Origin of the sequence: Synechococcus sp. PCC 6312, from assembly GCF_000316685.1 — a bacterium.
Classification (GTDB): Bacteria; Cyanobacteriota; Cyanobacteriia; order Thermosynechococcales; family Thermosynechococcaceae; genus Pseudocalidococcus.
In genome coordinates this window covers 589198-614172 of sequence record NC_019680.1, presented here as the reverse complement: position 1 = coordinate 614172, position 24975 = coordinate 589198, and the positions used below count along the sequence as shown (strand labels likewise).

At 49.5% G+C, this 24975-nt stretch carries 20 protein-coding genes; 10 read left to right on the top strand and 10 right to left on the bottom strand.

The genetic code is table 11. The features are described 5' to 3' along the window. Positions 1 to 63: 63 nt before the first annotated feature. Positions 64 to 1632, bottom strand: a complete 1569-nt coding sequence (lnt, locus tag SYN6312_RS02935; protein WP_172636032.1) for an apolipoprotein N-acyltransferase — start codon at positions 1630 to 1632, stop codon at positions 64 to 66. A 237-nt stretch (positions 1633 to 1869) separates the two neighbouring features. On the opposite strand from lnt, the gene SYN6312_RS02930 reads away from it, so the two are divergent. Then, positions 1870 to 2328, top strand: coding sequence for a DUF29 domain-containing protein (locus SYN6312_RS02930; protein ID WP_015123373.1), 459 nt, complete (start codon positions 1870 to 1872; stop codon positions 2326 to 2328). 23 nt (positions 2329 to 2351) lie between these two features. Here the strand turns inward: SYN6312_RS02930 and SYN6312_RS02925 are convergent, their stop codons facing one another. Beyond that, positions 2352 to 2816, bottom strand: a complete 465-nt coding sequence (locus SYN6312_RS02925) for a tRNA (cytidine(34)-2'-O)-methyltransferase (protein WP_015123372.1) — start codon at positions 2814 to 2816, stop codon at positions 2352 to 2354. A 12-nt stretch (positions 2817 to 2828) separates the two neighbouring features. Further along, positions 2829 to 3983 (bottom strand): glutamate--cysteine ligase, encoded by a 1155-nt coding sequence (gshA, locus tag SYN6312_RS02920; protein ID WP_015123371.1) that lies wholly within the window; start codon positions 3981 to 3983, stop codon positions 2829 to 2831. Positions 3984 to 4196: 213 nt separating this feature from the next. Between gshA and fba the strand changes: the two genes are divergently transcribed. Then, positions 4197 to 5276, top strand: a complete 1080-nt coding sequence (gene fba / locus SYN6312_RS02915; protein ID WP_015123370.1) for a class II fructose-bisphosphate aldolase — start codon at positions 4197 to 4199, stop codon at positions 5274 to 5276. A 73-nt stretch (positions 5277 to 5349) separates the two neighbouring features. Here fba and SYN6312_RS02910 read toward each other — a convergent pair whose 3' ends face one another. After that, the gene (locus SYN6312_RS02910) at positions 5350 to 6015 is read right to left on the bottom strand and encodes a hypothetical protein (RefSeq protein WP_015123369.1); all 666 of its coding nucleotides are present in this window, start codon (positions 6013 to 6015) and stop codon (positions 5350 to 5352) included. A gap of 141 nt (positions 6016 to 6156) precedes the next feature. On the opposite strand from SYN6312_RS02910, the gene SYN6312_RS18130 reads away from it, so the two are divergent. Further along, positions 6157 to 7188, top strand: a complete 1032-nt coding sequence (locus SYN6312_RS18130) for a glycosyltransferase family 2 protein (RefSeq protein WP_015123368.1) — start codon at positions 6157 to 6159, stop codon at positions 7186 to 7188. Positions 7189 to 7368: 180 nt separating this feature from the next. Here SYN6312_RS18130 and lpxD read toward each other — a convergent pair whose 3' ends face one another. Beyond that, positions 7369 to 8382 (bottom strand): UDP-3-O-(3-hydroxymyristoyl)glucosamine N-acyltransferase, encoded by a 1014-nt coding sequence (lpxD, locus tag SYN6312_RS02900; RefSeq protein WP_015123367.1) that lies wholly within the window; start codon positions 8380 to 8382, stop codon positions 7369 to 7371. 749 nt (positions 8383 to 9131) lie between these two features. On the opposite strand from lpxD, the gene SYN6312_RS20905 reads away from it, so the two are divergent. Both SYN6312_RS20905 and SYN6312_RS02885 read left to right on the top strand, forming a co-directional pair. Next, positions 9132 to 10589, top strand: a complete 1458-nt coding sequence (locus tag SYN6312_RS20905) for a M23 family metallopeptidase (protein WP_015123366.1) — start codon at positions 9132 to 9134, stop codon at positions 10587 to 10589. A 202-nt stretch (positions 10590 to 10791) separates the two neighbouring features. Beyond that, positions 10792 to 11379 (top strand): hypothetical protein, encoded by a 588-nt coding sequence (locus tag SYN6312_RS02885; RefSeq protein ID WP_015123365.1) that lies wholly within the window; start codon positions 10792 to 10794, stop codon positions 11377 to 11379. An 11-nt stretch (positions 11380 to 11390) separates the two neighbouring features. On the opposite strand, the gene SYN6312_RS20055 is transcribed toward SYN6312_RS02885, so the two are convergent. Then, a complete protein-coding gene (locus tag SYN6312_RS20055) occupies positions 11391 to 11534 on the bottom strand; it encodes a hypothetical protein (protein ID WP_015123364.1) in 144 nt (47 codons plus the stop codon). An 80-nt stretch (positions 11535 to 11614) separates the two neighbouring features. Continuing rightward, positions 11615 to 13390, bottom strand: coding sequence for a cation transport ATPase (locus tag SYN6312_RS02875; RefSeq protein WP_015123363.1), 1776 nt, complete (start codon positions 13388 to 13390; stop codon positions 11615 to 11617). Positions 13391 to 13843: 453 nt separating this feature from the next. On the opposite strand from SYN6312_RS02875, the gene SYN6312_RS02870 reads away from it, so the two are divergent. From SYN6312_RS02870 to SYN6312_RS02860, 3 genes are all read left to right on the top strand, one after another. Continuing rightward, the gene (locus SYN6312_RS02870; protein WP_015123362.1) at positions 13844 to 14080 is read left to right on the top strand and encodes a hypothetical protein; all 237 of its coding nucleotides are present in this window, start codon (positions 13844 to 13846) and stop codon (positions 14078 to 14080) included. 130 nt (positions 14081 to 14210) lie between these two features. Further along, positions 14211 to 15473 (top strand): tryptophan synthase subunit beta, encoded by a 1263-nt coding sequence (gene trpB / locus SYN6312_RS02865; RefSeq protein ID WP_015123361.1) that lies wholly within the window; start codon positions 14211 to 14213, stop codon positions 15471 to 15473. Then, complete coding sequence (locus tag SYN6312_RS02860; protein ID WP_015123360.1) at positions 15466 to 15807, top strand: hypothetical protein; 342 nt, start codon at positions 15466 to 15468, stop codon at positions 15805 to 15807. Before trpB ends, SYN6312_RS02860 begins: the two co-directional genes overlap by 8 nt. Here the strand turns inward: SYN6312_RS02860 and SYN6312_RS02855 are convergent. Then, on the bottom strand, positions 15781 to 16998 hold the full coding sequence (locus SYN6312_RS02855; protein WP_015123359.1) for a chromate transporter: 1218 nt from the start codon (positions 16996 to 16998) through the stop codon (positions 15781 to 15783). The two genes, SYN6312_RS02860 and SYN6312_RS02855, sit on opposite strands and share 27 nt — an antisense overlap. Before the next feature lie 153 nt (positions 16999 to 17151). After that, positions 17152 to 18882: a CapA family protein gene (locus tag SYN6312_RS02850; RefSeq protein WP_015123358.1), complete on the bottom strand. Its 1731-nt coding sequence runs from the start codon at positions 18880 to 18882 to the stop codon at positions 17152 to 17154. Between the two features lie 171 nt (positions 18883 to 19053). Here SYN6312_RS02850 and ppc point away from each other — a divergent pair, with 171 nt between their 5' ends. Further along, entirely contained in the window at positions 19054 to 22071 is a 3018-nt protein-coding gene (gene ppc / locus SYN6312_RS02845) for a phosphoenolpyruvate carboxylase (protein ID WP_015123357.1), read from the top strand. Between the two features lie 22 nt (positions 22072 to 22093). Here the strand turns inward: ppc and SYN6312_RS02840 are convergent, their stop codons facing one another. Continuing rightward, positions 22094 to 22468, bottom strand: coding sequence for an Npun_F0494 family protein (locus SYN6312_RS02840; RefSeq protein ID WP_015123356.1), 375 nt, complete (start codon positions 22466 to 22468; stop codon positions 22094 to 22096). 237 nt (positions 22469 to 22705) lie between these two features. Between SYN6312_RS02840 and glgB the strand changes: the two genes are divergently transcribed. Next, positions 22706 to 24973: a 1,4-alpha-glucan branching enzyme gene (gene glgB / locus SYN6312_RS02835; RefSeq protein ID WP_015123355.1), complete on the top strand. Its 2268-nt coding sequence runs from the start codon at positions 22706 to 22708 to the stop codon at positions 24971 to 24973. Positions 24974 to 24975: the final 2 nt, after the last annotated feature.

The window sequence follows — 24975 nt, the reverse complement described above, 5'->3', positions numbered from 1 at the left end:
ATCAGTTTATACCAGAACGGGATAAGGGGGCATTTGTTCCGAGGTTGTGCTGATGGGGCGCGGTCATGACTTTGAGAGCGTTGTTTGCAGCCACCATACCCCTCCTAGCCCCACCAGAATAGGGGTTAACCAGTCTCCATATTGGACATAGAGGGTTTGGGTTTGTCGCAGATAGATTTTGGCCAGATAGGTTTGCCACTCTCGATAATCAGATAACCAAAGGGTGTGTCCATGGGGGTCTGTTACGCCAGAAAGCCCGGTATTGGTGGCGCGGATCCCATAACGGTCGGTTTCAATGGCTCTGAGAATGTCCTGGGCCTGGTGTTGTCGCATCATCGTGGCATCGTAGGGATCATTATTCGCTACGGTCATAATCCACTGTCCACCCCGCTGGGCTTGAGCTCGAAACACACCGGAAAATGCTGAGTCAAAGCAAATGCCAACAATAGCTGGGCCAAAGGGGGTTTGAAACTGTTGATCTAACGTGCCTGGGCGTAATTGGGATGTGGCGGTGGAAAGGCGGGAGATAAACCCTTGTAAAAATTCAGGGATATATTCACCCAAGGGGACTAACTTGACTTTATTGAACTGACTAAAAGGAGTTGTTTTCCCCGTCAGGGTAATTAAACTTTGGGTCAGGGTATTGGTTTGATTGGGGACAGGCATAAAAACCCCCAACCACAGGGGAATTTGATGTTCAGCAATCCCATGATTTAGCTCATTTAATCTTGGATCAGGCCAGACTAGGGGAATGGCCGCTTCTGGAGTTAAAACCACATCCGCCCCTTGATTAACTAAGCTCTGATAGCTTTGACTGTATCGTTCTAGGGCCTGGTTAATGCCGCGAGGCGTGAGTTTAATTCGGGTGGGGATATTGCCCTGGATCAGCCCAATTTGCAGTGGGGCCTGGTTATGGGGGGATAAGGGTGTTTGGAGCCAGAGCCAGCCAATCCCTTGGGTGATTCCCCAAACTAAGATTGGGAGTAACCAGAGTTTGAGACGTTTGGGATAGGTTAAGGATTGCTTCCAGGCCTGGGCTATCATCCCATTCACCAGCAGTAACAACCCACAAATAGTATTAGGGCCTGATACTTGTCCCCAATGGAGAATTGCTAAATTTCCCGGACTCTGAGTTAAAGCATAGGATGTCCACCAGAGGGGCGAGCGTGTCCAAAGGCCCTCTAATAAGCACCAAAGTGTCACCCCCATCAGCAATTCCAACAGCCAAGATTTTTCCTGAGTGATCAGGGCTGCCATGATTCCTCCCCAGGCCCCGACCAGCACTACCCCCCAGACTGTAACAATGAACCAGGCTCCCAATGCCACGGCAAGGCTCTGCACCGGAGATAACCCCATCCACGTCAAGGGATGTAGCCCGGTAATCCAGGCCAGGCCCCAACCATAAAACCCCAATCCCCAACACGCAGCCCAAAAAAATCCCTGCCGAAATCTAGCCCCAATTCCTTTTTTGTCAGCGTTAACTGTTGCAACGATCCACACCGGAGCTAACCCAACCCAGGCCAGACCCCAAATTCCCCACGGTGGCAAGGATAATCCGGTCAGTAACCCAAGGAAAAATAAAGTAAGCCCTCGCCCTGTTCCTGACAACCTAACCCGCTTTAGAATACTCAAGTTCGCAACTCTTTGATAAGTTATCCATCCACTGACTAGTCGGTAATATAAAAATTATCTACTTTGTTAGTAATCATAGTGAAATTATGGGGATGTACTGGAATATCTTAAATTGGCTAGTAGAATAGGGTTGGTTTGCTGGCTGAAAAAATCTCTTTTCAATTATATTCTTGTCCAAGAAATCAAGGGTACTGATACAAAACAGTTCAGTTTCTAGCTCACGGTTGCATCATCGACATGAATCCTCAAATTTCTGCTCCTCTTTCTCTTTACGATCTTGATTTCCAGGCCTGGACTCAGAAGCAAGCAGAGTATTTACGCACTCATAACATTGAACAGCTAGATTTTGAGAACTTGGCCGAGGAGATTGCAGCATTGGGTAAACAGCAACAACAGGAACTCGAAAATCGCTTGGGAATTCTGTTGGGACATTTATTGAAATGGCAATATCAACCCCAATACCGTAGTAAAAGTTGGCAGGCTACAATTCGAGAACAGCGGCGGCAAATTAAGCGACTAATCAGCAAAAACCCAAGTCTAAAGTCCTATTGGTCAGAAGCGATAGCTGAAGGCTATTTAAATGGACTAGATTTAGTTGACCGTGAAACACCCTTAAAACTATCAGAACTCCCAGAAGTTTGTTCGTTTTCAGTTGATGAAATTTTTGATGCACCGATTGAATTTGAATGCGATTAAAAAATCTGAATAAAATTGATTTACTAATCTTTAGCAAACGTTAACTGACGATAAGCCTCAAATAATCCCAAGGCGGCACTGACTGATAAATTCAAACTCCGTACCTTGGCCTGGGGCATGGGAATAAAAGCAGATACATCACAAACCGCGGCAATTTCCGGGGGAATCCCACTACTTTCGCTGCCAAACAACAACCAGTCCGTTTCTTGATACCTCACCTCCCAATAATTTGTTTTACCCCGCGCCATAAAGCCCACATACCGACCACCCCGGGCCTGGGCCATTTCGTGAAATTCCTCCCAACAACGGTGACAATTGACATCCACATAGGGCCAATAATCAATTCCTGCCCGTTTCAAATCCCGATCCGTAATCCGAAAACCGAGGGGTTCAATTAAATGTAATTCGGTTCCCGTTGCCGCGCAGGATCTCGCAATATTGCCAGTATTGGGCGGAATTTCGGGATAAATCAAAACCACACGAGGCATAGGTGAGAGCAACTAAACCGGAATTAAATCAGGCAAGGTTTGACAAAGTTTATCCTCTAAATCTGATTCCTCGGCCTGGAGTTGCAAAATTGCCTCTTGGATAATACTCGTTACCGATTGACCTTGAGTATATTGCTTCAACCATTTTTGAGCCGTGTTACCCTCTCGGAGGATTTTCTTAACTGGATTAAGGAAGCAACTAAACCCCTGTTGTTTGGCGGTCGGATAAACCTGTTCGTATAGTTCACTAATCCAATCAGAAGCGGAAATTTTTCGTCCATCCTGCCAATGTTTTAACTCAGCGGTCATGCTATGGTGGGCCACGGCAATTTCATTCTCATCGGCCAAGGCTGCCAAATCCAGGCCAGAGCGAACTAAATTACTTTGAATCAGAGGATCAAGTTCAGGATTTTCGATGACTTGGAGTAAGCGAGCTTCCAACAGAGCCGTAATCGCTAACAAAGAAATCGGATCGGTCACTAGGTCACAAATGCGCAGTTCTAAGCGATTTAAATCATAGGGGCGGCGATCACCATTGGGCCGGACTGCACTCCAGAGATGGCGGACATTTTGCATCGTTCCCAGGCCAAGTTGTTCTTTTGTCCAAGCAATAAAATGCTGATGTGAGGTAAACAGGGGGACAACGGTCGGGGTTTTCGGAAAGACGGCCCAACGGGTGGAGTGGTAGCCCGTGACTTCACCATCTAAGAAGGGGGAGGCAGCACTTAAGGCTAAAAACAGAGGGGCTTCGACTCGAATTAAGCGGCAGGCCCGGATCAAGGTTTCTAAATCTGAGATACCAACATTGATGTGAATGCTAGCCGTAACAACTTTGGTGTGATAGGTCTGCTCAATATAGTCATGATAGGGATTTTGGGGATCTGAGCGATAAAATGTTTGGCTTTCCCCCAAAGACAGGGTGCTCCCTGGAATTAAGGTATAGTCCCCCAAGCCCCGTAAATATCGCCGGAGTCGCATCCTGGGCCGCAGCAGATCACAAAGGGCTTGATCATAGAGATAAACGGGTGGCGTTGTATATTCCACATTGCGGCTATCGGGTTCACGGACAAAGCCATCTAAGGCCTGGACAATTTGATCTGATAAACCAACAATCTTGCCATTGGGCCTGCCGGTATAAATTTCAACCTCAAATCCTTTCGATAACACAGCAATGCCTCTCGCCCCAGCGTTAATCTTGATTATGCCACTGAACCGGAATCAACCCAATTGTTTGCCGTTGGAATCGTGCTCATCATCAGTAAATCAGCTTTTTTCAGCCCCGCTGCCCCCAAGCCGTAACATCAGTTGGCAAAGTATCCTAAGATTGACCATAAGATTTAAGGTTGTTTTACACCAGGAAATTACCCTTAGGAGGAATTTATGGCACTCGTCCCCATGCGGCTGCTTTTGGATCATGCGGCTGAGAATGGATACGGCATCCCCGCATTTAACGTCAATAATATGGAACAAATCCAGGCCATTATGCAGGCTGCCAACGCCACTAATAGCCCAGTGATTTTACAAGCCTCTCGGGGGGCCCGGAAATATGCCGGTGAAAATTTCTTGCGTCACTTAATCTTAGCGGCCGTGGAAACCTATCCCCATATCCCCATTGTTATGCACCAAGATCACGGGAACGAACCGGCCACTTGTTATTCGGCTATTAAAAATGGCTTTACCAGTGTGATGATGGACGGTTCCTTAGAAGCCGATGCCAAAACCCCCGCCAGCTACGACTACAATGTCGCTGTCACCAGTGAAGTCGTGAAAGTGGCCCATGCCATTGGTGCTTCTGTAGAGGGTGAACTGGGCTGCCTAGGCTCCCTGGAAACGGGTAAAGGGGAAGCAGAAGACGGACACGGGTTTGAAGGTGAACTCGACCACTCCATGCTCTTGACCGATCCCGATGAAGCTGTTGATTTTGTTGAGCGCACCCAAGTGGATGCCTTGGCCGTTGCCATTGGAACCAGTCACGGAGCCTATAAATTTACCCGCAAACCGACTGGGGAAATCCTGGCCATTAGCCGGATTGAAGAAATTCACAGCCGCTTGCCCAACACCCACTTAGTCATGCATGGGTCTTCTTCTGTGCCGGAAGATTTGATTGCTTTGATCAACGAGTTTGGCGGGGCGATCCCGGAAACCTATGGCGTGCCCGTGGAAGAAATCCAAAAAGGGATCAAGAGTGGTGTGCGGAAAGTCAACATTGATACTGACAATCGTTTAGCGATCACCGCGGCTGTGCGGGAAGCCTTGGCGGCCAATCCGAAAGAGTTTGATCCTCGCCATTTCCTCAAGCCCTCCATCAAATACATGGAAAAAGTTTGTGCGGATCGCTATGACCAGTTTGGGACAGCCGGTAATGCCAGCAAAATCAAACAAGTCAGCTTGGAAGACTACGCTGCCAAATATGCCAAGGGTGAGTTAACCCAAGTAGCTCGGAAAGTGTTAGCCGTCTAAATTTTTGGCTGAATCAACTTAAAATGCTTGACCAGGTTGCCCTTGGAGGTGGCCTGGTTTTTTAGTGGCTACTTTAACTGTCCACAAAGGGAGTTTGCCAATACTGCCAGTTTTCTTTGTTGAAGGGGGAACGCCAATGTAAAATTAGCTCTCGTTCCTGCTGTTGACGTAGTTTCCGGTCAGCCGCCGCCCCAGGCCAAAAGCCAATCCCCACGGATACCTGCAGATTAACCGTCCGTAAAGCAGTGACATAGTTTTGCAAATAGCGTTTACAGCCATGTTCCCCTCGCCAACGGGATTGATCGTCCAAGGTCTCCCCAACATAGAGCAAGATTGGCCAGTGGTAATCAATGACAAAGTAAAGAGCGGGTTGTCCAGATGTGTTGGCTTGCCATCGCCAAAATTCCGTGTTTTGTTGCTTGAGGGTAAAGGGATTAAGGCTTTGAGTAAGTGGCTGATCGTCTGTGGAATTCTTGATCGGATCAGAGGAATTAGTCTCTGGCTGACGATGCTTGGCTGAGTTGAGATCGAATAGTGAAAGCTGTGCCACTGGAGATTGCCAATCTAGGGATTGTTGATAGTCGTAAATTTTTTGCTGCCAGGCCAAGAGTTGGGATGGGGAAAGGCCCAGGCCGGGTTGAACAGTGTAGGTTGCGGCAGCTTCTCGGAGTTGTTGGCGGGAAAAAAGCTGGGCTTGCTCTCCAACTGCGTATTTTGGGGGTTCGGAATCACGAGTCATTGGCTATAAATGATCACGGCAAAGCTAAGATTAATGCCCGATACTGGGCTGCAGCTGATTCAATCCTGCCATAATCCTGTCATTGCCCGATTCTTGATCTACGGTCGCCCGAACACGTTACCTGACTAATCTCCCATAACTATGAAATCCCCCCTGTTATCCCTCTGCATGATTGTTAAAGACGAAGCGCATCAGTTGGGCCGCTGTTTGGAGAGTGTGCAGCCCTATGCCGATGAATTAATTGTGGTGGATACTGGCTCAACGGATGACACTGTTAAAATTGCGGCGGAGTTTGGGGCCAAGGTTTTTGAGTTTGCCTGGGGTAATGATTTTTCAGCCGCCCGGAATCATTCTCTCGACCAGGCCTGTGGATCATGGATATTAGTCCTTGATGCGGATGAAGTTTTACGGGTCGAAACGCCTGATTTCAAAGCCCAACTCCAGGACCGCCCGGAAATTGAAGTCTATACTCTCACCCGTCAAGAATTCGCCACCCAAAGCCAGTTTTCCCCCTTTCGGATTACTCGCCTCTTTCGGAATCAGAGTTATTTGCGCTATGCCGAGCCGTTCCATGAGCAACTGGTCTCCCTCCGACCGGAAATTCCCCAGGTTGAGCATTTACCTGGCCTGGTGATTGATCATTATGGCTATGGGCCCGATGTGATGATGAGCAAAATTAAGTCGCGGAATATCCCGATCCTGGAAGCAATTCGGGCTTCCCGTGGCCTGAGTTTAACCTTGTTGTTTGCCCTCAGCGATCTCTATGAAGCTACGGATCAAGCTGCTGCTGCCCAGGCCTGCCAGGAAGAACTTTTTGAACGTATTTTGCCCCACCTCCTGGATAATGCCCCGATCACTAACTTTCCCGCGTTGCCAGAAGCCTTATATCGCCTCGGGTGCAAATTGTTAGAGCTAGAAGATTGGGAAACGGTGCGCTTGATTGGACAACGGGGCCTGGCCTGGTATCCGCACTACCCGCCCTTGAATTATTTAGCTGGCCTGTTCCTCAATTCCCTACAGTTTCCGCTAGGGGCTAGTGCCTATTTCCAAAATTGCCTGGATTTAGGTCAAACCCAAACCTACGACCAAAGCTTCCCCTTTAACCAAGCCTACATGGGACAGTTTGCGGCCAATATGTTAAGCCAATGTCATCCAGAGTTATCCCTACAATAGCTCCCTATTGCCCAAGGGAATTTGAGTCTGGAGAATGGATCGAGTAATTTTTGATTCACTATTTGAGGCTGTGGAGTCTGATTCTGTCAGGCAATGACTCCTAGACAACACTTCTGGCTTTGGGGCTGAAACTTGGGGTAATTCTGAATTGATGGCGTGATCTGGATAGGCAGATGGGAGTCAATCTTGGGAAAGCTGGTTTTCGAGTTTGCGGAGTCGCTTTATTAATTGGGGCAATTGCTTAAGTTCAGCGACCATGCGTAACCATAACTTATGATCCATCGCCGGATAACCACTGACCCGACTTCCGGCTGGGAGAGAATTATTAATGCCCGTTTTGGCCCCAGCCATTGTCCCATCCCCAATACTTAAGTGCCCCGCCGCCCCCACCTGTCCCGCCAGAACTACATGATTACCGACTTGGGTTGAACCCGCCAGGCCAACCTGTCCACATAAGAGGGAATGCTGACCCACTGTGCAGTTATGGGCAATCTGAACCAGATTATCTACCTTTGTGCCCTTGCCTAGGCGGGTTTCCCCAAGGGTTGCCCGATCAATGGTGGTGTTGGCTTGAATTTCCACTTGATCTTCAATCACCACCGTCCCGACTTGGGGGATTTTGTGATGTTGTCCATTGGGTAAGGTGACAAACCCATAGCCATCCGCCCCAATTACGACTCCATTCTGGATAATCACCTGATTGCCCAGTTTGACCTGCTCTCGAATCACCACATGACTATGGAGGAGCGTATCGTCACCTAGGCTCGCCCCCTGATAAATCACACAATGGGGATGGACTGTCACCCGATCACCGATCACCACATTGTCTCCAATGACAACATAGGCCCCAATGGCCACATCTTGACCAAAGCGAACATTTTGCCCAATCACAGCAGTGGGATGAATTTGGGTTGGCAGCGGTGTCGGTGGATAAAACAATTCAATGGCCTGGGCAAAGGCTAAATAGGGATGCTTGACCCGTAGGAGGGGGCAGGGGGCAGGGGCCTCAAAATCTTCATTAACAAGAATTGCTCCTGCTTGGCAATCCTGGAGCTTATGGGCATATTTGGGATTGGCGAGAAACGTGATATCGCTCTCCTGGGCCTGGTCAATTGGGGCAACTCCGAGAATTTCTAGATTTGTCATTGGGTCAAGCTGGGCCTGGAGTCGCGCGGCCAATTCGACAATTTCCATAGGATAAAACGTCCAATCAAGATTACAGGCTACATATAAGTGATATGTGCCAGGCTCATCTGCATCCTACCATTTGCCTTTTGGCGACCCACGCGTGTAACTCCTTTGTCATGGCCATCTGGAGAATGACAGCGGGTTGCCCAGAACCAATAACGGTTGCCAAAGACTGCATAAGTTTTTCTAAAGAAACGATTCATGGTCTTTCCCAACTCCTAACCCTGTGCCAATCTGAAGACTGCACCACTAAATTGGCATGGTTCGCTCTGCCTGAACCCATAATCTGGATAGGTAGTTTCGGTTTTTCTTGGGGAAAGCGTTGCTCTCTCGCAACTAAAGTAGTCATCGCTACATTATTAAAAGAACCTATACAATTCAAACAAAAATTTCAATAATCTGATTAACCTACCCTCAATTTTAACGCCAGGGGTTAACTCCAGATCTGCCGAAATCCCAGGCCTGGCAATGGCTCAGGAAATTCTAAAATAAAATACGACAGAATCTTTTTGAGAAATGCTTTTATTCATATAAAATAATTTGCCTTGGCTAAAAGTGTCACAGGCTTGATCTCCCCCTAGAGATTCGGTAAAGTCACCTAGAAGTTTAGATATGTTACGTCTAGCAGTAGGATAAGCTTGCTGCAATGGGCGTACTAACTAAACGTATTGCTCTCAATCGCTCTTTTTAAGGTTAAGTATCCCTGTCAGGGCTAACTATTAGAGACGAATCACTGTATGAGGAGGTTCCATTTGATGCTTTCCACTAACCGCCTAGGGGTGACTGCCTCAACCTGCAATCGGGTCGCCCAAGCTCTTAACTGGACTAGCAAAAAATGTACTATGGTGACAGGCCTGGCAGTAGGAGTTACAGCACTCACCCTAGGGGGAGTCTCTCCAACCCAAGCGGCTACTCTTGCCTTACCCGAAACCACAGCACTCACCCCAGTGCCTGGACAAGCCTTAGCCTTTGCACCTGTACTGACTGGTATGGGATCTCCAGCAACACTCTCCCTCAGGAAGACAACCCCTGCTTCCTCTCTGATGCCTCCAAGCCCCTTTTCCGTCTTTGCTGGGGAGAATTTTACTGGTTTTAGCCCCGTCACCTCAGATTTAGCCAAGATTAGTGGCAGAAATTCTGGAGCAGCACTAATTGGCTCAACCCTACAAGCTTTGCAACTTTCGTTAGCTGGATTACCCTCCGTAACTGGCCTGGATGTAGATCAGGAGGCAGCAAACACCGCATTTAAGGTTGTTGATCTCCGTGATCACGGTGGTGCTCCTTACCAAGACCTCACCCTAGACTTAACCTCGATTCCTAAGTTTGCTATCCCTGGCTATCAGGCTGTTGGTGGTAATGTCTATGAAGAGTTAATGAACGAGACAGAAGCCGCCTCGCAATCCGCCCCGGTGACAACTCTTAACAGTAACGCTGCCTCTACACAGCCCATTGCGTTGGCCCCCCAAAACAGAGCCACTAACCCGGCTGATGCGTCTCTCCCGGCCCTAGATCAAACGGTCTTGCCCCAGGCCGCAGTCACTCGTAGCACTGCTGTTAGTATTGGCCGCAATGATCAACGCATCCGTCTGGCTCGGACTGTCACCCTCCCCCGAACACTCCCTGGTATAACCCCTCCAGTAAGTCCTACAACTCCCACAACTACGACTACATCAACTTCTGTCAATCCAAATCGGGGCAGTGCTCGGACAACCTCTAGCCTCACTGAGGTGGCCCCCATTTCTCTCATTGCCCGTCAGTCCACAGCGCCAACCTTACCCAATATCGAATTACCCCCCCTCCAACCCTCTGATCGCTACTTACCCAATTCCATTACTTTGCGGTTCATTTGGCCAGCCCAAGGGGTCTTGACCTCAGGCTTTGGGCCACGTTGGGGCCGGATGCACCGGGGAATTGATATTGCCGCCCCTGTAGGAACGCCGGTCTTAGCTTCGGCTCCGGGTGTTATTACCTACGCCCGCTGGAATGATGGTGGCTATGGCAATCTAGTCGAAATTCGGCATAATGATGGCACGTTAACTCTTTACGGACATAATCAGCGGCTTCGGGTTCGGGAAGGCCAATATGTCCAGCAGGGTGAGCTAATTGCAGATATGGGCAGCACCGGTCGCAGCACTGGCCCTCACGTTCATTTTGAAATTCGTCCCATGGGGCGCGGGGCTATCAACCCGATGCTTTTCCTCACGAGGGGCTAATGGACTGCATTTCCGCTTGTTTGTGAACTTTAAAATCCTCCAGGCCGGCAATCTCAAGGTGATTGACTGGCTTTTTGTTTGCCCAAATACCTAATTCACTCCCTATCCGATCAGTTTGGTGTCTGGAGGCGACAAGGGGCAGAGACTATAGGGTTAATCCTGATAAAGTATTGGTCAAGGTCTCCTATGGAACTTGGGTGAGATGCTAGAAACTTGTCCCCGCTGCGCGACCCGGCTGGGTGTGCCATTAAAATCTGGCCGCCAAGTTTGCCCCCATTGTGGTTGGTCAACCATTGTGGTTATTGAACCGCCACCCGAATCTATTCCGAAACAACTTCTGAAGCCACCTGCGGCCGCTGGATTTGGGGCAGTGGCGAAGCAATTTTTCCGAGTTGCGGTGCGAATTTTTGCCTATTTTTTCAATAGTGTTAAACAATGGTTCTTGCGTAAGTTTCAAACAACTGGCCCTAAAACTGGGGAAATTTTCAAGGGACTCTCGGAAAAGCTCCACGAACTGGAGGAATCTATCCCAACGGGTAATGAACCCCCAGAGGAACCTTGGCTATACCCCAGAGAAGCATTTCAGGAACTGGGTGGTATTCCGGAAGACAGTACCTCACAAGTCCGCACTCTAGATGGGAAGTTTTTGATTAATTATCCTCAGTTTCGGGTCTTGCACGATAAGGATGCCTATAAAATGCTTGGACTTGACTACAGCCCCGAACGCCAGCAGAAGGGGTTAACCTATCTCCGCCGCTTATCCAGAGGCTCTAAGTCCACCAAAAGTTAGACCGGCCAAAATTAACTAAAGGCATAGGCGGTTTTTAGCCCCCACCAAATTAAAAGGCCAATAAACCCGAGGACGAGAACCGCAGAGATTGCCACCATCGGCCGGCTATCTGCCCCTTTGAATTTCATGATGCCCCGATCAAAATCAGCAGCCATACGTTAATGCCTTCCTTCACAGCACTTCGCTTAAATTCTAAGGCCTACAATTAGGTCTGTGGGGCTGATGTGGCCTGGGTTTACGATAATTTAACCTTTTTCTCATTTTCGGGCAAATTCTGAGCAACTGTACCCAGCCCAGGTAATGGCAGGAGAGACCTGCTTGCAGGTGGTGGCAAAAAGGGAGGTTGTGGTAGAAACTCCACCAGAAAAGCCGTGGCATTGTTGGTAAGAACATTCATAACAGGGGATAACCCGGTCATGACTCCTGCGGCCACTATAATTAGATTGGGTAGAGAAATTAAAGCGGTATTTTGATAGGTGCGAGCTAGGGCCTGGTGAGCAATTGTTATCGCCCAGTGTAGTTTTCTCACCGTCGGCTCAAGAACAACAATCTCTGGTTCTTGGGGATGGATGGTGTGACTCCCCCAGAAGATTCTTAACCAATTAGGTGAATAGTCGAAGGCTTGCCCAGGCCCGGTTATGACTCCAATTCCCCTAGTCTGATCTAACTCCATGAGCCAGTCCACATCTGCTAGGCCAGTGATGGTGAAGAGTTTTAAGCCAGTATCGGTCGCAAGGCATTCTAATTCCATCATTTCCAGAGGCGTTATGTCCAGGCCCCGTTGATCCACCACTAAAACCTGAAGATGGGCCAGGCATTCTAAACGTGCAGCACTGGGAACATAGACCCCGGCCTGGGCTGCGGCAATCAGGGCAGACAAAAAGACGGTGCGTAAGGAGAGTTGAATGCCACTGCCAAAATCCAGTTGTAAGGGGGCTAAAGCCGGGGCTAAATTGCCAGTTGCCGCTAATACACATCCCGATAAGGCTAAGGTCGGTAATACGGCTTGATGGGCAAATTGGGCCTGGGCCTGGGCTAGTTGGCTATCGTAAACGGGTTCGGCTTGGCGAAGTTCTGTGACCAGGCCAATGCGAGTTTGCCAGCCGACGCGAGTTGTGGCCACTTGGATTTGCCCACTCAAAAGTTGCGAACCGGCATAAACAAATTGCTCTGGCTTTACAGAAATGGTGGTGAGTGTTTGTCCCTGATGGACGAGGCCCAACATTCCCACCCCAGCCACAATTGGCCCATCCACGGGGATAATTTGTCCAGCTTCAATCCAAAGCCGATCTCCTGGCTGAAGTTCCACGGTCGTTAAGTTAAGACGCTCTCGATCACGCTCTACGGTGATACCTTGATCGGAATTTAATAAAAAACTGGGGTAGGGGCTAAATTCGCGCCGGCGATCTCGTAAGTCTGCTCGTCCAGAGACAAGCGAGGTTTTCAAGGCTGGCGCGATGAATTCTCCATTCAAGGTATGTAACCCCAGCCAGAGGGTATCTAATAAATCCACCGAAATAGACTGTTCTTCGATCCACCTCGCTTGAGTCCGTTGTAACCAAGGCCAGGCCCCGGCCAAAACCGCAATACCCACAACTAAGGGGGGAATCTCCCAAGGAGCCGCCAATAGGGCCAACGTCAAGCTCATCAAGGGAAATCCCAAACGTTCCCAATCGGATTCTGGAGGACGTTCAGCTTCAACTTCGGCTTCCCAATCCCGAATCGCTGTGGCACTAGGGGTGGGAAAGGGTTCCGTGGGGACTAGGGGATGGGCCGTATCCGCTTGGTCTAAGCATTTGGCCACAAGAGCTTCAGCATTGCCAGGGGCCAGGCCTGGGGTGTAGTAATGAACCACTAACGATGCGGCCAACCGATTTAACCTAGCTCCTAAGACTAGGGGTAAGGCCAACACCAGATTCTCTAAGGTTTGTCCATAGGCCCGATCGTGCCGTAATCGGTGGATATGGAGGCGGAGTCGGCCGGGGCTGTGGTGAAGAACCTGATAATCCATAGGGAGTCTGGCTGAGGGGCGCAAGCAAGGGAATCGTCATTAGTATGTCCGATACTATTTCAAATCGGCGGGCTGAAACCACGATGATGATCAAAAGCCAATCTGCACCGATCCACAGGCAAATACAGAGCAATAGAGAGAGATATAGAGTCGATATTTTGCTTAGGACTAATAGGATTACATAACATTTTGCTTGAAAATACGTTTTTTACGATTGATAAACAGCGATTATCTTCTTGCTAACAGCCCCTAAACTAAGAAATTGGGAAACTGGTTGCCTAGAACACCCAGATCAATGGGTAAAGTCTGATGATTTGTTAGCTTCCGTATTAGTTCGTGATAAAAGTTCATGAGGATTCAGTAACTTTAGTTGCGTCTTTCTACGGGCTGATCCATTTCCAAAAATCACCAGCTAGGGTAACAATATAAAGAAATTCTTAAGTGAGGGTTCCTATGCCTCCAACGCTACTCCGCCAATTTTGGAATTTTGTTGAGCAAACTCAAACGGGAATCCTGCTTGGCCTGGATGATTCAGCCCTCTGTCAGTGGTTGGTTGTCCAGTTCACCAGACAGCAGCCATTGGAACCAAGCCAAGTCGCCTGTTTACGGGACTATGCCGCCGCCCGCATTAATCTGATTCGGGATATGGCTCAGGATCGTTCCCAGAATTTTCTGATTGGCTTAGCGTAGGGCGACCTCTTTGAAGCTTGACTGCGGATTGGGGCCTGATCTGCGTAGGAGATACCCCAGGCCAGTGGTTGCGGGATATTAAGAGCCTTAGAATTAAAGCTATACCTGAATTGATGTTGGAATTTCCCCAGTGACTCTTGCTGTTGCCCCGACCTTAACCCCCACACCTGAAGCCCTTGATCTGTCGCACCGCCCCGATTCCCTCGGTCGTTTTGGGCAATTTGGCGGTAAATATGTCCCCGAAACCCTTATGCCAGCCCTGACAGAATTAGAGCAAGCCTACAGTCAATACAAAACCAACCCGGAATTTCAGGCAGAACTCTCCCAATTGTTACGAGACTACGTGGGGCGGGCAACGCCTTTATACTTTGCTGAACGTTTGACCGAGTACTATGCCCAAGCCGATGGCCATGGCCCAAAAATTTATTTGAAGCGGGAAGACCTCAATCATACCGGCGCGCACAAAATTAACAACGCCCTCGGGCAAGTTCTGCTCGCAAAACGGATGGGGAAAAAGCGGATTATTGCCGAAACAGGGGCCGGCCAACATGGGGTTGCCACTGCGACAGTTTGTGCCCGCTTTGGCCTGGAATGCATCATCTATATGGGGGTGCAGGATATGGAACGCCAGGCCTTGAATGTCTTTCGGATGCGTCTGCTAGGGGCAACCGTTGAACCCGTCAGTAGTGGGACTGGAACCCTCAAAGATGCCACCTCCCAGGCCATTCGGGATTGGGTTACCAATGTGGAAACGACTCACTATATTTTGGGATCCGTGGCGGGGCCCCATCCCTATCCGATGATTGTGCGAGATTTTCATGCGGTGATTGGCCAAGAAACCCGGCAACAGGGCTTAGAAAAATGGGGTGGGCTACCGGATATCCTCCTGGCCTGTGTGGGGGGTGGCTCCAATGCGATGGGATTGTTCCATGAATTTGTCCCCGAAACCCAAGTGCGGTTAATTGGCGTGGAAGCGGCTGGCTCAGGGATTAATACGGGACATCATGCCGCCACCCTCACTCAAGGGCAAGTTGGGGTTCTCCACGGAGCCATGAGCTACCTTCTCCAGGATGATGATGGCCAAGTCCTAGAGGCTCATTCCATTAGTGCTGGCCTGGATTATCCGGGAGTTGGCCCCGAACATAGCTATTTGAAAGATTTGGGTCGAGCAGAATATTACAGTGTCACCGATGATGAAGCCTTGGAGGCACTGCAACGATTATCCCAATTGGAAGGGATTATCCCCGCCCTCGAAACGGCCCACGCCCTAGCTTATTTAGAAGTCCTCTGCCCCCAACTGAGGAATCATGAGCGGATTGTCATTAACTGTTCCGGGCGGGGGGATAAGGATGTGCAAACCGTCGCTAAGTACTTAACTGAAAAAAGTGAGTAATGCCTTTACTGGCCTGTGGCATATTACGGAGAGTCCCGATTTTTCCGTTTCAGATCTTAATCTAGAGATACAGGCCTACATTCGGATTGATGCAGACGGGCATGGAGAATTTCAGTTTATTTATGTGTATGGCTGCATTATTCCCAGAACATCTAAGCAAACAAAAGGGCGCGCAAAATCAGAATTTAATTTTGACTGGGACGGACAGGATAAATGTGATCCAGTCTCTGGCCGGGGAACCTTAACCTTATTGGCTGCCAATACGCTCAAATGTGACCTCTCTTTTCATCATGGCGATGACTACGAATTAATTGCCAAGAAAGTTAGTTCCTAGCTCTTGGGTGACAAAACCGACCAGGCCCCCCGCTAAAATCAACCAGGCCGAGTTGACTTGCCACTTAAATAAAACCACCGCACTGACAACCGCGACCCCAATCGTGACTGGATCCACCACCGCCGCCTGGGTCAAAGTCACCGTCACCCCAGCCATGAGCCCCAAAGCCGCCGCATTAACCCCGTCTAAGGCCCCCGCCACCCAGGCCGAGCGTCTTAATTGATTGACCCAGGGATTGATCAACGCAACAAGCAGAAACGAAGGCAAGAAAATTCCCACCGTGCCGGCGACCGCCCCAGAATTGCCTGCCAAGAGATAGCCAATAAACGTTGCGGTTGTAAACAATGGCCCCGGAGTCACTTGCCCAATCGCCACTGCGTCCAATAATTGTTGGGAGGTGAGCCAATGGGTTTGATCGACAAATTCCCGCTGCAAGAACGCTAATAAGACATAGCCGCCCCCGTACAAGACCAGGCCAATTTTTAGGAAAATTAAAAAAATATTGACCCAACTGGCACTTAATTCTGGAGGTGTCGTAGTCATTTGGGCCAGAAAACCAGTCGGCAGTCCCACCAGGCCAGGCGTGATCTGGTTGCCTCGTTGCCAGGCCTTGATCAGCATGACCCCTAACCCCAACACTGCGAGGGTTAAAACTTCTGACCACCCAAGGAAATAAGCCCCTACCGCCGCCCCCGCCGCCACGAGAGTTACATTGTCCTTGATCGCTTTCCGACCCAGTTTCCAAAGGGCCTGGAGGACAATAGCAATGATCACCGGCTTAATGCCATAAAGAAGCCATTCCACTTGGGGCACTTGGGCCGTTTGGACATAGAGTGCTGCCAAGCCCCAGACAATCAGCATCGCTGGCAAAATAAAACAGCATCCAGCCACAATTAGGCCGCGCCAACCGGCCCGTTCTGCCCCGATATAAATGGCCAGTTCCGTGGAGTTGGGGCCGGGAATCAGGTTCGTAATCCCGATTAAGTCTAAAAGTTTTTCGCGGGTTAACCACTGCCGCCGTCCGACCACCTCCTCATCCATCATGGCTAAGTGCGCTGCTGGCCCCCCAAAGGCAAAGGTGCCCAGTTTTAAAAAGACTAGAGCCAATTCTTGTAGGCGTTGGCGTTGCGACCGTGGAGATAGCTCTTGATAGGGGCGGGGCTGAGGCGGAATTTCCTGGGAGGGTGACATATCAAACAACTAACTCTGGCACAAACTACAAGATTCTCAGGTAATAGTAACGATAGTCATTTCTGCCTTGAGACCCGTCCCTAACTCAGGGCCGATTGGAGGGACTAGACTGAACCTGAGGCTTAATCCTACCCAAAGAACGTTAATTGGAGATTATGGTTTTTCTCGAAGTGACGGGGAGATTGGACTAGGACTGACAGGTTCTGGGGGTGAGAGTTCGCCAAAGCGGCCAATGGTGAGGGGGGTTTTGGGAAAGTCTGATTGGGTGAGGTTGCGGATCAATTTGACTGTGGAAAAATTATTATCCAATTGAGGAATGCCACTGTCATCAAGTTTGACCGGAATCACCTTGCCGCCAACAAATTGACCTGTGGCATCCAACTCTGCATCTAAAATTAAGGACTTACCCAGATTACCAGCGGTGGCAAAGGATTTGTACCCCAAAAAGTTCCCCAAAGAATAGGCAATTAAACGACCGTTATAGAGTTCTAAAGCTCGCGGGACGTGGGGTCCATGACCAAGGATTAAATCGGCTCCAGCATCCACCATCGCGCGGGAAAACTGGACAATATTGCCACGATTTTCGCCATAAAAATATTCCACCTTGTTACGGGTACGGACAGCATCGGATCCTTCTGCGCCGGCATGGAAGGAAATCACCACCACATCGGCATTTTGGCTCGCTTTTTTAACCAGGGCCTGGCCCGCCTTGATATCCTGCACCCTATTTTGCCCGTCATAGGTCGCAAATCCAATCCAGGCTGTGGTAATTTCATTGGCAGTAATATAAACGATTTGATTTTTGTCCCCAACCGCCTTCATCCCGGCCCGTTCAATGCTTTGCATCGTGTCCCGGAAGCCCTTTTCATTAAAGTCATAGCTGTGGTTGTTGGCAATATTGAGAATGTTAAAGCCCACGGCCTGGAAGATTTTGGCATACTCGGGTGGGGAACGAAAGGCAAAAACCATCCCCTTACTGGTGTTTTTGAAGGGATAGGGGTGATTCGTTAGCGTACTTTCATAGTTACCAAAGAGAATATCGGCCCCCTGTAAATAGGGCTTAATTTTGGCCAGGAGACTGTTTGGGTCTTGGGGTTTGCGCCGGACTGGATAACTTGTCCCTGGAACCATATCGCCAACGGCTTTGATCCGGATTGTTTGCCGCTCTGGAACTGTCACAGGGGCTGGAGTTGGACTGTCTGGGGTGGCGGTTGGTGCAGATTGAGGGGAGGTGATTAGGGCGGGGGCATCACTGCTAGGCCCACTCTCAAAACGGCCCCAATTGGCTAAATCGCTCCAGGCTCCAGGCGAGACGTTTTGGACATACCAAACCCAGGCCAAAATGAGGGACGTTCCCAGGCCGAGCAACAGTAATCCGGGGTGAGTGCGCTTCAGGACGGGGATGGCTGGCTCCGGCACGATGGGTAAGGCGGTTGCAGGTAATTGAATGGCTGGAGATAGGCCAATCGTTGCAGGCGTGACTGTTTTCTCGAGTCCGTTAGCGACAATCCCCGCATCCACAGGAATTTTTAAAACCGGAGTCGCTGTTGACTGAACGGGAGGGGGGGCTGAGTTGGGTAAGGTGGTTTTGAGGTCTAGAGTTTGAGTCCATTCCGGCCATTCATCTCCCAGGAGACGGCCATGCAAGCGAACATTGAGAATCCCATCGGGGTCAAGTTTTTTTAAACCCTTGAGAATATATTGTAAGCAACTGTCTGGGGGCAATGATTTGGCGGCCTCTAGCATAATTTGCAGACAACTCCCTTGGCGACGGGCAAGGACATGGATGCCTTTGGGATGCAAGCTGCGGTTAATTAAGGTGGCAATGGCTGTGGGTTCTCCTTGACGGGCCGCCTGCCAAATTTGCTCAAGGGTCGCCTGCATAAATTGAATCCTTTCGGGGTCTGGGAGGCTTCAATGGGTTCTAAATCTCTCAAAGATATGTTAACGAGATCAAATTTTCTTGTCGCGCTAGAAGTGGACAGTGCTTAAATTGGAGCAAATCGGGCTGAAGACTCTAGAATTATCAAAGACGTTTGCCGTTCGGGGTAAATTATGACATCGCTATTGAACGTTCCCAATCAAGAGCGGATCGAGGAGACCAGCACAGATCAAGCTCTGCACAAGCGTCTGCAATTGGTCGAGAATGTTCTCGCGGTGGTCTTGGCGGCAGAATCTGGGCAAGAACTGGTAGAACTATTGCGACAGTTAGGGGCATTATCCTCCTCGGAGGGGCAAGTCATTCCGGGAGTCCAGACCGAATGTTTACAGGTGATTGAATCTTTAGAACTGAACCAGGCCATCCGCGCAGCGCGGGCCTTCAACATCTATTTTCAGTTGATTAATATTGTTGAGCAGCACTACGAGCAAGAGCAAAATCGCCAGCGCACCGTCATTGAAACCTCGCCAATGCGTGCCTTAACTGCTGATCACTTGTCGGGGGTGAGTGGGGAGTCCTTTCCGGTGCAAAGTGGTTCTGCGGATGTGCGGAGTGGCCCCAGTGAGCGATTAGAGCATAGTCTTTATGAAATTGCTCCCCAAACCCAGCCCCAAGGGAAGCTTTCCTGGTTATTTCCTCGCCTAAAAGCACTCAATGTCCCGCCCCAACATATTCAACGGCTGATTGATCAACTGGATATTAAACTGGTTTTCACCGCCCACCCCACCGAAATTGTCCGGCAAACGATTCGGGATAAACAACGGCGGGTTGCCCATATCCTCGAACAACTGGATCAACTGGATATGGTTGGGCAAATTGTCACCACCGATGCTGAAGAACTCACGGCCCAACTCACAGAAGAAATTCGGCTCTGGTGGCGCACCGATGAACTCCATCAATTCAAGCCCGAAGTCTTAGATGAGGTGGAATATAGCCTCCACTATTTCAAAGAGGTCTTGTTTGATGCGATTCCTCAACTCTATCGCCGCTTTCAAAAAGCCCTGCACCAGAGTTTTCCCCAACTGAAGCCCCCCCGCTATAACTTCTGTAAATTTGGGTCTTGGGTCGGCTCGGATCGAGATGGTAATCCTTCTGTTGTTCCCGAAGTCACCTGGCAAACCGCTTGTTATCAGCGCAACTTGGTTTTAGAGAAATATGTTTCCTCGGTGGAACGCCTGATTACCCTGTTGAGTTTGTCTTTACATTGGTGCGATGTTTTACCAGAACTGTTGGAATCTCTGGAGCAGGATCAACAACAACTCCCCGATATTTATCAACAACATTCAGTTCGCTTTCGCCAAGAACCCTATCGCCTGAAATTAGCCTATGTCCTGAAACGGCTGCAAAATACCCGCCAGCGGAACCAACAGATCCAGGCCAATTGTGCTCCCTCGGCCGCGGCTGATGCCTTGAACAATGGCCAATTTTATGGAACTGGGACTGATTTTTTAGCAGAGTTAAACCTGATTCAGCGGAATTTAGCGGCCACCGGCCTGGCCTGTCGAGAATTGGATGATCTGATCTGCCAGGTGGAAATCTTTGGGTTTAACCTAGCCATTTTAGATATTCGTCAAGAAAGTACGAGTCACTCCGATACAATTGCCGAAATCACCGAATATCTCCAGATTCTTCCCTGCCCCTACAGTGAGTTATCAGAAAGTGAGCGGACGCGTTGGTTAGCCGCAGAATTGGCCACTCGCCGCCCCTTAATTCCCTCCGAGTTGCCTTTTTCCGAGCGGACTAAGGAAATTATTGAAACCTTGCGGATGGTGAAGCGGCTCCAACAGGAATTTGGCCCGGAAATCTGCACGACTTATGTTATTTCCATGAGCCACGAGGCCAGTGATTTATTGGAAGTGTTGCTGTTAGCCAAAGAAGCAGGCCTCTACGATCCAGCCACTGGCAAAAGTACGCTCCATGTCGTGCCGTTGTTTGAAACTGTCGAAGACTTAAAGCGCGCCCCCCATGTCTTAACCCAACTGTTTGAACTCCCCTTTTACAAACCCTACCTGAACAGTAATGATTGCCCAGGCCTGCAGGAGGTGATGCTCGGCTACTCCGACAGTAATAAGGATTCAGGGTTTTTAAGTAGCAACTGGGAAATCTATAAAGCCCAACAATCCCTCCAAAAAACGGCCGAAAAATATGGCTTCCAACTGCGGATTTTCCATGGGCGGGGGGGATCAGTCGGTCGTGGGGGTGGCCCGGCCTATGCGGCAATTTTGGCTCAACCCGGACAAACCATCAACGGGCGGATCAAAATTACGGAACAGGGGGAAGTCCTCGCCTCGAAATATTCCCTCCCCGATCTCGCTCTCTATAATTTGGAAACCATTACCACGGCGGTGATCCAGGCCAGCCTTTTGCGCACCAGCATTGATGAGATTGAACCCTGGCATGAAATTATGGAGGAGTTGGCCACCCGTTCCCGACAGTGCTATCGGAATTTAATCTACGAACGACCAGAATTTATTGACTTTTTCCACCAAGTCACCCCGATTGAAGAAATTAGTCAACTCCAAATTAGCTCTCGGCCCACGCGGCGCGGCGGCAAGAAAAATCTGGCCAGTTTGCGGGCAATTCCTTGGGTCTTTAGTTGGACACAATCGCGCTTTTTACTCCCGGCCTGGTATGGAGTTGGCACAGCGATTAAAGAATTTATTGATGAAAAACCGGCCGAACATCTCTCGCTCCTGCGCTATTTCTATTACAAATGGCCCTTTTTTCGGATGGTGATTTCCAAGGCCGAAATGACTCTCGCCAAAGTGGATTTGGAGATTGCCCACCATTACGTTCAAGAATTGAGTCATGAGCAAGACCGAGAAAGCTTTGAAACCCTCTTTGCTCAAATTGCTGAGGAATATCGCCGCACTTCGGAACTGATTTTGACGATTACCGGGCATCAACGCCTCTTGGATGGAGATTTGCCCCTGCAACGGTCTGTCCATTTACGCAACAGTACGATTGTGCCGCTGGGGGTTCTCCAAGTCTCCTTACTGAAGCGATTACGCCAACACAACAGTACGAGTACCTCTGGGGCGATTCTCCGGTCACGCTATAGCCGCAGTGAATTGTTACGGGGGGCGTTGTTGACGATTAACGGGATTGCGGCCGGAATGCGAAATACGGGGTGATCAACAGCCAGGCCTGGGGGTTTTAGGTCAAAATTCCATGCCACCAATGACTGAAAAAATCCTGCAGACGTTCATGCCAAGCGGGTTGACTCCAAGCCCCAGCCTGTTCCTTTTGGGTTAATTGGCGGCCTAAGGGAGTGAGTCGAAAACTATCGGTCAAGCCCTGTCCGTCAACTTCTCGCCGGAGTAAGCCCACTTGGGTTAACCACATCAAAGAGTTTTCGATGACCAGTTCAGGTAAAGCTTGTGTGGTATAGCCATTTTTCACCCCTAAGGAGCCGGAAATATCTCCCAAGGCTACCCGCTGTTTTTGTAAGTCCAAGAACAACTGGGGCAAAAATGGGCTACAACGCACGGCCCGCATAGCTCTGGCAAGGGTTTCAGGGGAGTAATTCATGGCTCAGTCAAGGATTAATCAGAGGAATCTCAGCCCCCAGTTTGCCGGGGTTTATTTTTATCTATAGCACTATCACGCGGGGTTAGTTATCGAGATGGAGTTTATTTCGGACAGGCCATAGAAAACTTTATCGGTGTAAGGTGACAAGTTAGTTCCATAAATTGTTAACTTTTTTATAGCTTGCCCATCCCTGAGTTAGTCCAAATTTTTTTATAAACCCTGAGATAGTTAATCCCTATGACGATTTCCGCCGAACAAGTTGCTCGTATTGTTTCCAATCACCATGATGATCCGTTCCAAGTTTTAGGCTGTCATCGTTATGAAGAAAATGGGCGGCAGGCCTGGATTGTCCGGGCCTATTTACCCAATGCTGAGCAAGTCACGGTGTTGTGTCCAGAAGAACGAAAAGAATATCCGATGCAGCCTCAGCATCATCCCAACTTTTTTGAATGTGTGATTGAGACCCCAGAACTCACCAACTACCAACTCAAGGTTAAAGAAAACGGCCATGAGCGGGTCATTTACGATCCCTATGCCTTTCATTCCTCGTTGTTGACAGACTTTGACATTCACCTGTTTTGCGAGGGCAATCACCACCGGATTTATGAAAAACTTGGCGCACATCTGTTAACAGTAGATGGTGTGGCCGGGGTTTATTTTGCCGTGTGGGCCCCCAATGCCCGCAATGTTTCAATTTTGGGGGATTTCAACTCTTGGGATGGGCGGCAACATCAGATGGCCCGGCGCGATGGTGGCATTTGGGAGTTATTTATCCCAGGCCTAGAGGACGGTGAGCATTACAAGTACGAAATTAAAAATCAAGCCGGGCATATCTACGAAAAATCCGATCCCTACGGTTTTCAACAGGAACCGCGCCCCAAAACGGCCTCGATTGTCACCAACCTCAATAATTACCAGTGGTCAGACCAGGCCTGGTTGGAACAACGGCGCAATAGTGAACCCTTAACTCAACCCGTTTCGATCTATGAAGTCCACTTAGGCTCTTGGCTTCATGGCTCAATGGACACCCCAGCCCTGCTCCCCAATGGCGAACCTGAACCGGCAATTCCTGTCGCCGATCTCAAACCCTGGGCCCGCTTTTTGACCTATCGAGAACTGGCCGCCAAATTAATTCCCTACGTTAAAGACCTCGGCTATACCCACATTGAACTTTTGCCGATTGCCGAACATCCCTTTGATGGCTCTTGGGGCTATCAGGTCACGGGATATTTTGCTCCCACCTCCCGCTATGGCACCCCGGACGACTTTATGTACTTTGTCGATCAATGCCACCAGGCCGGGATTGGCGTGATTGTGGATTGGGTACCGGGGCATTTTCCGAAAGATGGGCATGGCCTGGCCTTTTTTGATGGCACACACCTCTACGAACATTCCGACCCCCGCAAAGGCGAACACAAGGAATGGGGCACTCTGGTCTTTAACTACGGCCGCCATGAAGTCCGCAATTTCCTCGTCGCCAATGCCCTGTTCTGGTTTGACAAATACCACATTGACGGGATTCGGGTGGATGCGGTAGCCTCTATGCTCTACCTAGACTATCAACGAGAAGGTGGAGAATGGGTGGCCAATGAATACGGCGGGCGAGAAAACCTAGAGGCGGCAAATTTCCTCCGGCAAGTGAATCACGTGCTCTTTAGTTATTTCCCTGGGGTGCTCTCAATCGCCGAAGAATCGACCTCTTGGCCGATGGTGTCTTGGCCGACCTATGCCGGGGGCCTGGGCTTTAACCTGAAGTGGAACATGGGTTGGATGCACGACACCTTGGATTACTTCAGCATGGATCCCTGGTTCCGCCAATTCCATCAAAACAACTTAACCTTCAGCATTTGGTATCATCACAGCGAAAACTTTATGCTGGCTCTCTCCCATGATGAAGTGGTACATGGCAAGAGTCATATTATCGGCAAAGTTCCCGGTGATCGCTGGCAGAAGTTCGCCAATGTCCGAGCCCTGTTTAGCTATATGTTTACTCATCCCGGCAAGAAAACCATGTTTATGGGGATGGAGTTTGGGCAATGGAATGAGTGGAATGTCTGGGGCGATCTCGAATGGCACTTACTCCAATACGAACCCCATCAACAGTTGAAGCAATGTATCACTGATCTGAACCGCCTCTACCGTCAGGAACCCGCCCTGTACAGTCAAGACTTTGGGGAAGCGGGGTTTGAATGGATTGACTGTAATGATAATCGCCATAGTGTTGTTGCTTTTGTGCGTTGGGCTAAGGATTATTCGGATTTTGTGGTTGTTATCTGTAACTTTACACCGCAACCCCATAGCCATTACCGCATTGGTGTCCCGGAACATGGGTTTTACAATGAAATCTTTAACAGTGATGCTCGCGAATATGGGGGCAGCAATATGGGTAATTTAGGGGGCAAATGGGCTGATGAATGGGTGTTCCACAATCGCCGTTATTCCCTCGATATTTGCTTACCCCCCTTGGCGGTTTTGGTGTTCAAGATTGATCGCGCTCATGAGTAATT

Bases quoted from the DNA above. Each gene is read 5' to 3' on its own strand.
- SYN6312_RS02930 (WP_015123373.1), top strand. From the start codon at position 1,870: ATGAATCCTCAAATTTCTGCTCCTCTTTCTCTTTACGATCTTGATTTC.
- SYN6312_RS02925 (WP_015123372.1), bottom strand. From the start codon at position 2,816: ATGCCTCGTGTGGTTTTGATTTATCCCGAAATTCCGCCCAATACTGGC.
- fba (WP_015123370.1), top strand. From the start codon at position 4,197: ATGGCACTCGTCCCCATGCGGCTGCTTTTGGATCATGCGGCTGAGAAT.
- SYN6312_RS02910 (WP_015123369.1), bottom strand. From the start codon at position 6,015: ATGACTCGTGATTCCGAACCCCCAAAATACGCAGTTGGAGAGCAAGCC.
- SYN6312_RS18130 (WP_015123368.1), top strand. From the start codon at position 6,157: ATGAAATCCCCCCTGTTATCCCTCTGCATGATTGTTAAAGACGAAGCG.
- lpxD (WP_015123367.1), bottom strand. From the start codon at position 8,382: ATGGAAATTGTCGAATTGGCCGCGCGACTCCAGGCCCAGCTTGACCCA.
- SYN6312_RS20905 (WP_015123366.1), top strand. From the start codon at position 9,132: ATGCTTTCCACTAACCGCCTAGGGGTGACTGCCTCAACCTGCAATCGG.
- SYN6312_RS02885 (WP_015123365.1), top strand. From the start codon at position 10,792: ATGCTAGAAACTTGTCCCCGCTGCGCGACCCGGCTGGGTGTGCCATTA.
- SYN6312_RS20055 (WP_015123364.1), bottom strand. From the start codon at position 11,534: ATGGCTGCTGATTTTGATCGGGGCATCATGAAATTCAAAGGGGCAGAT.
- SYN6312_RS02875 (WP_015123363.1), bottom strand. From the start codon at position 13,390: ATGGATTATCAGGTTCTTCACCACAGCCCCGGCCGACTCCGCCTCCAT.
- SYN6312_RS02870 (WP_015123362.1), top strand. From the start codon at position 13,844: ATGCCTCCAACGCTACTCCGCCAATTTTGGAATTTTGTTGAGCAAACT.
- SYN6312_RS02855 (WP_015123359.1), bottom strand. From the start codon at position 16,998: ATGTCACCCTCCCAGGAAATTCCGCCTCAGCCCCGCCCCTATCAAGAG.
- SYN6312_RS02850 (WP_015123358.1), bottom strand. From the start codon at position 18,882: ATGCAGGCGACCCTTGAGCAAATTTGGCAGGCGGCCCGTCAAGGAGAA.
- ppc (WP_015123357.1), top strand. From the start codon at position 19,054: ATGACATCGCTATTGAACGTTCCCAATCAAGAGCGGATCGAGGAGACC.
- SYN6312_RS02840 (WP_015123356.1), bottom strand. From the start codon at position 22,468: ATGAATTACTCCCCTGAAACCCTTGCCAGAGCTATGCGGGCCGTGCGT.
- glgB (WP_015123355.1), top strand. From the start codon at position 22,706: ATGACGATTTCCGCCGAACAAGTTGCTCGTATTGTTTCCAATCACCAT.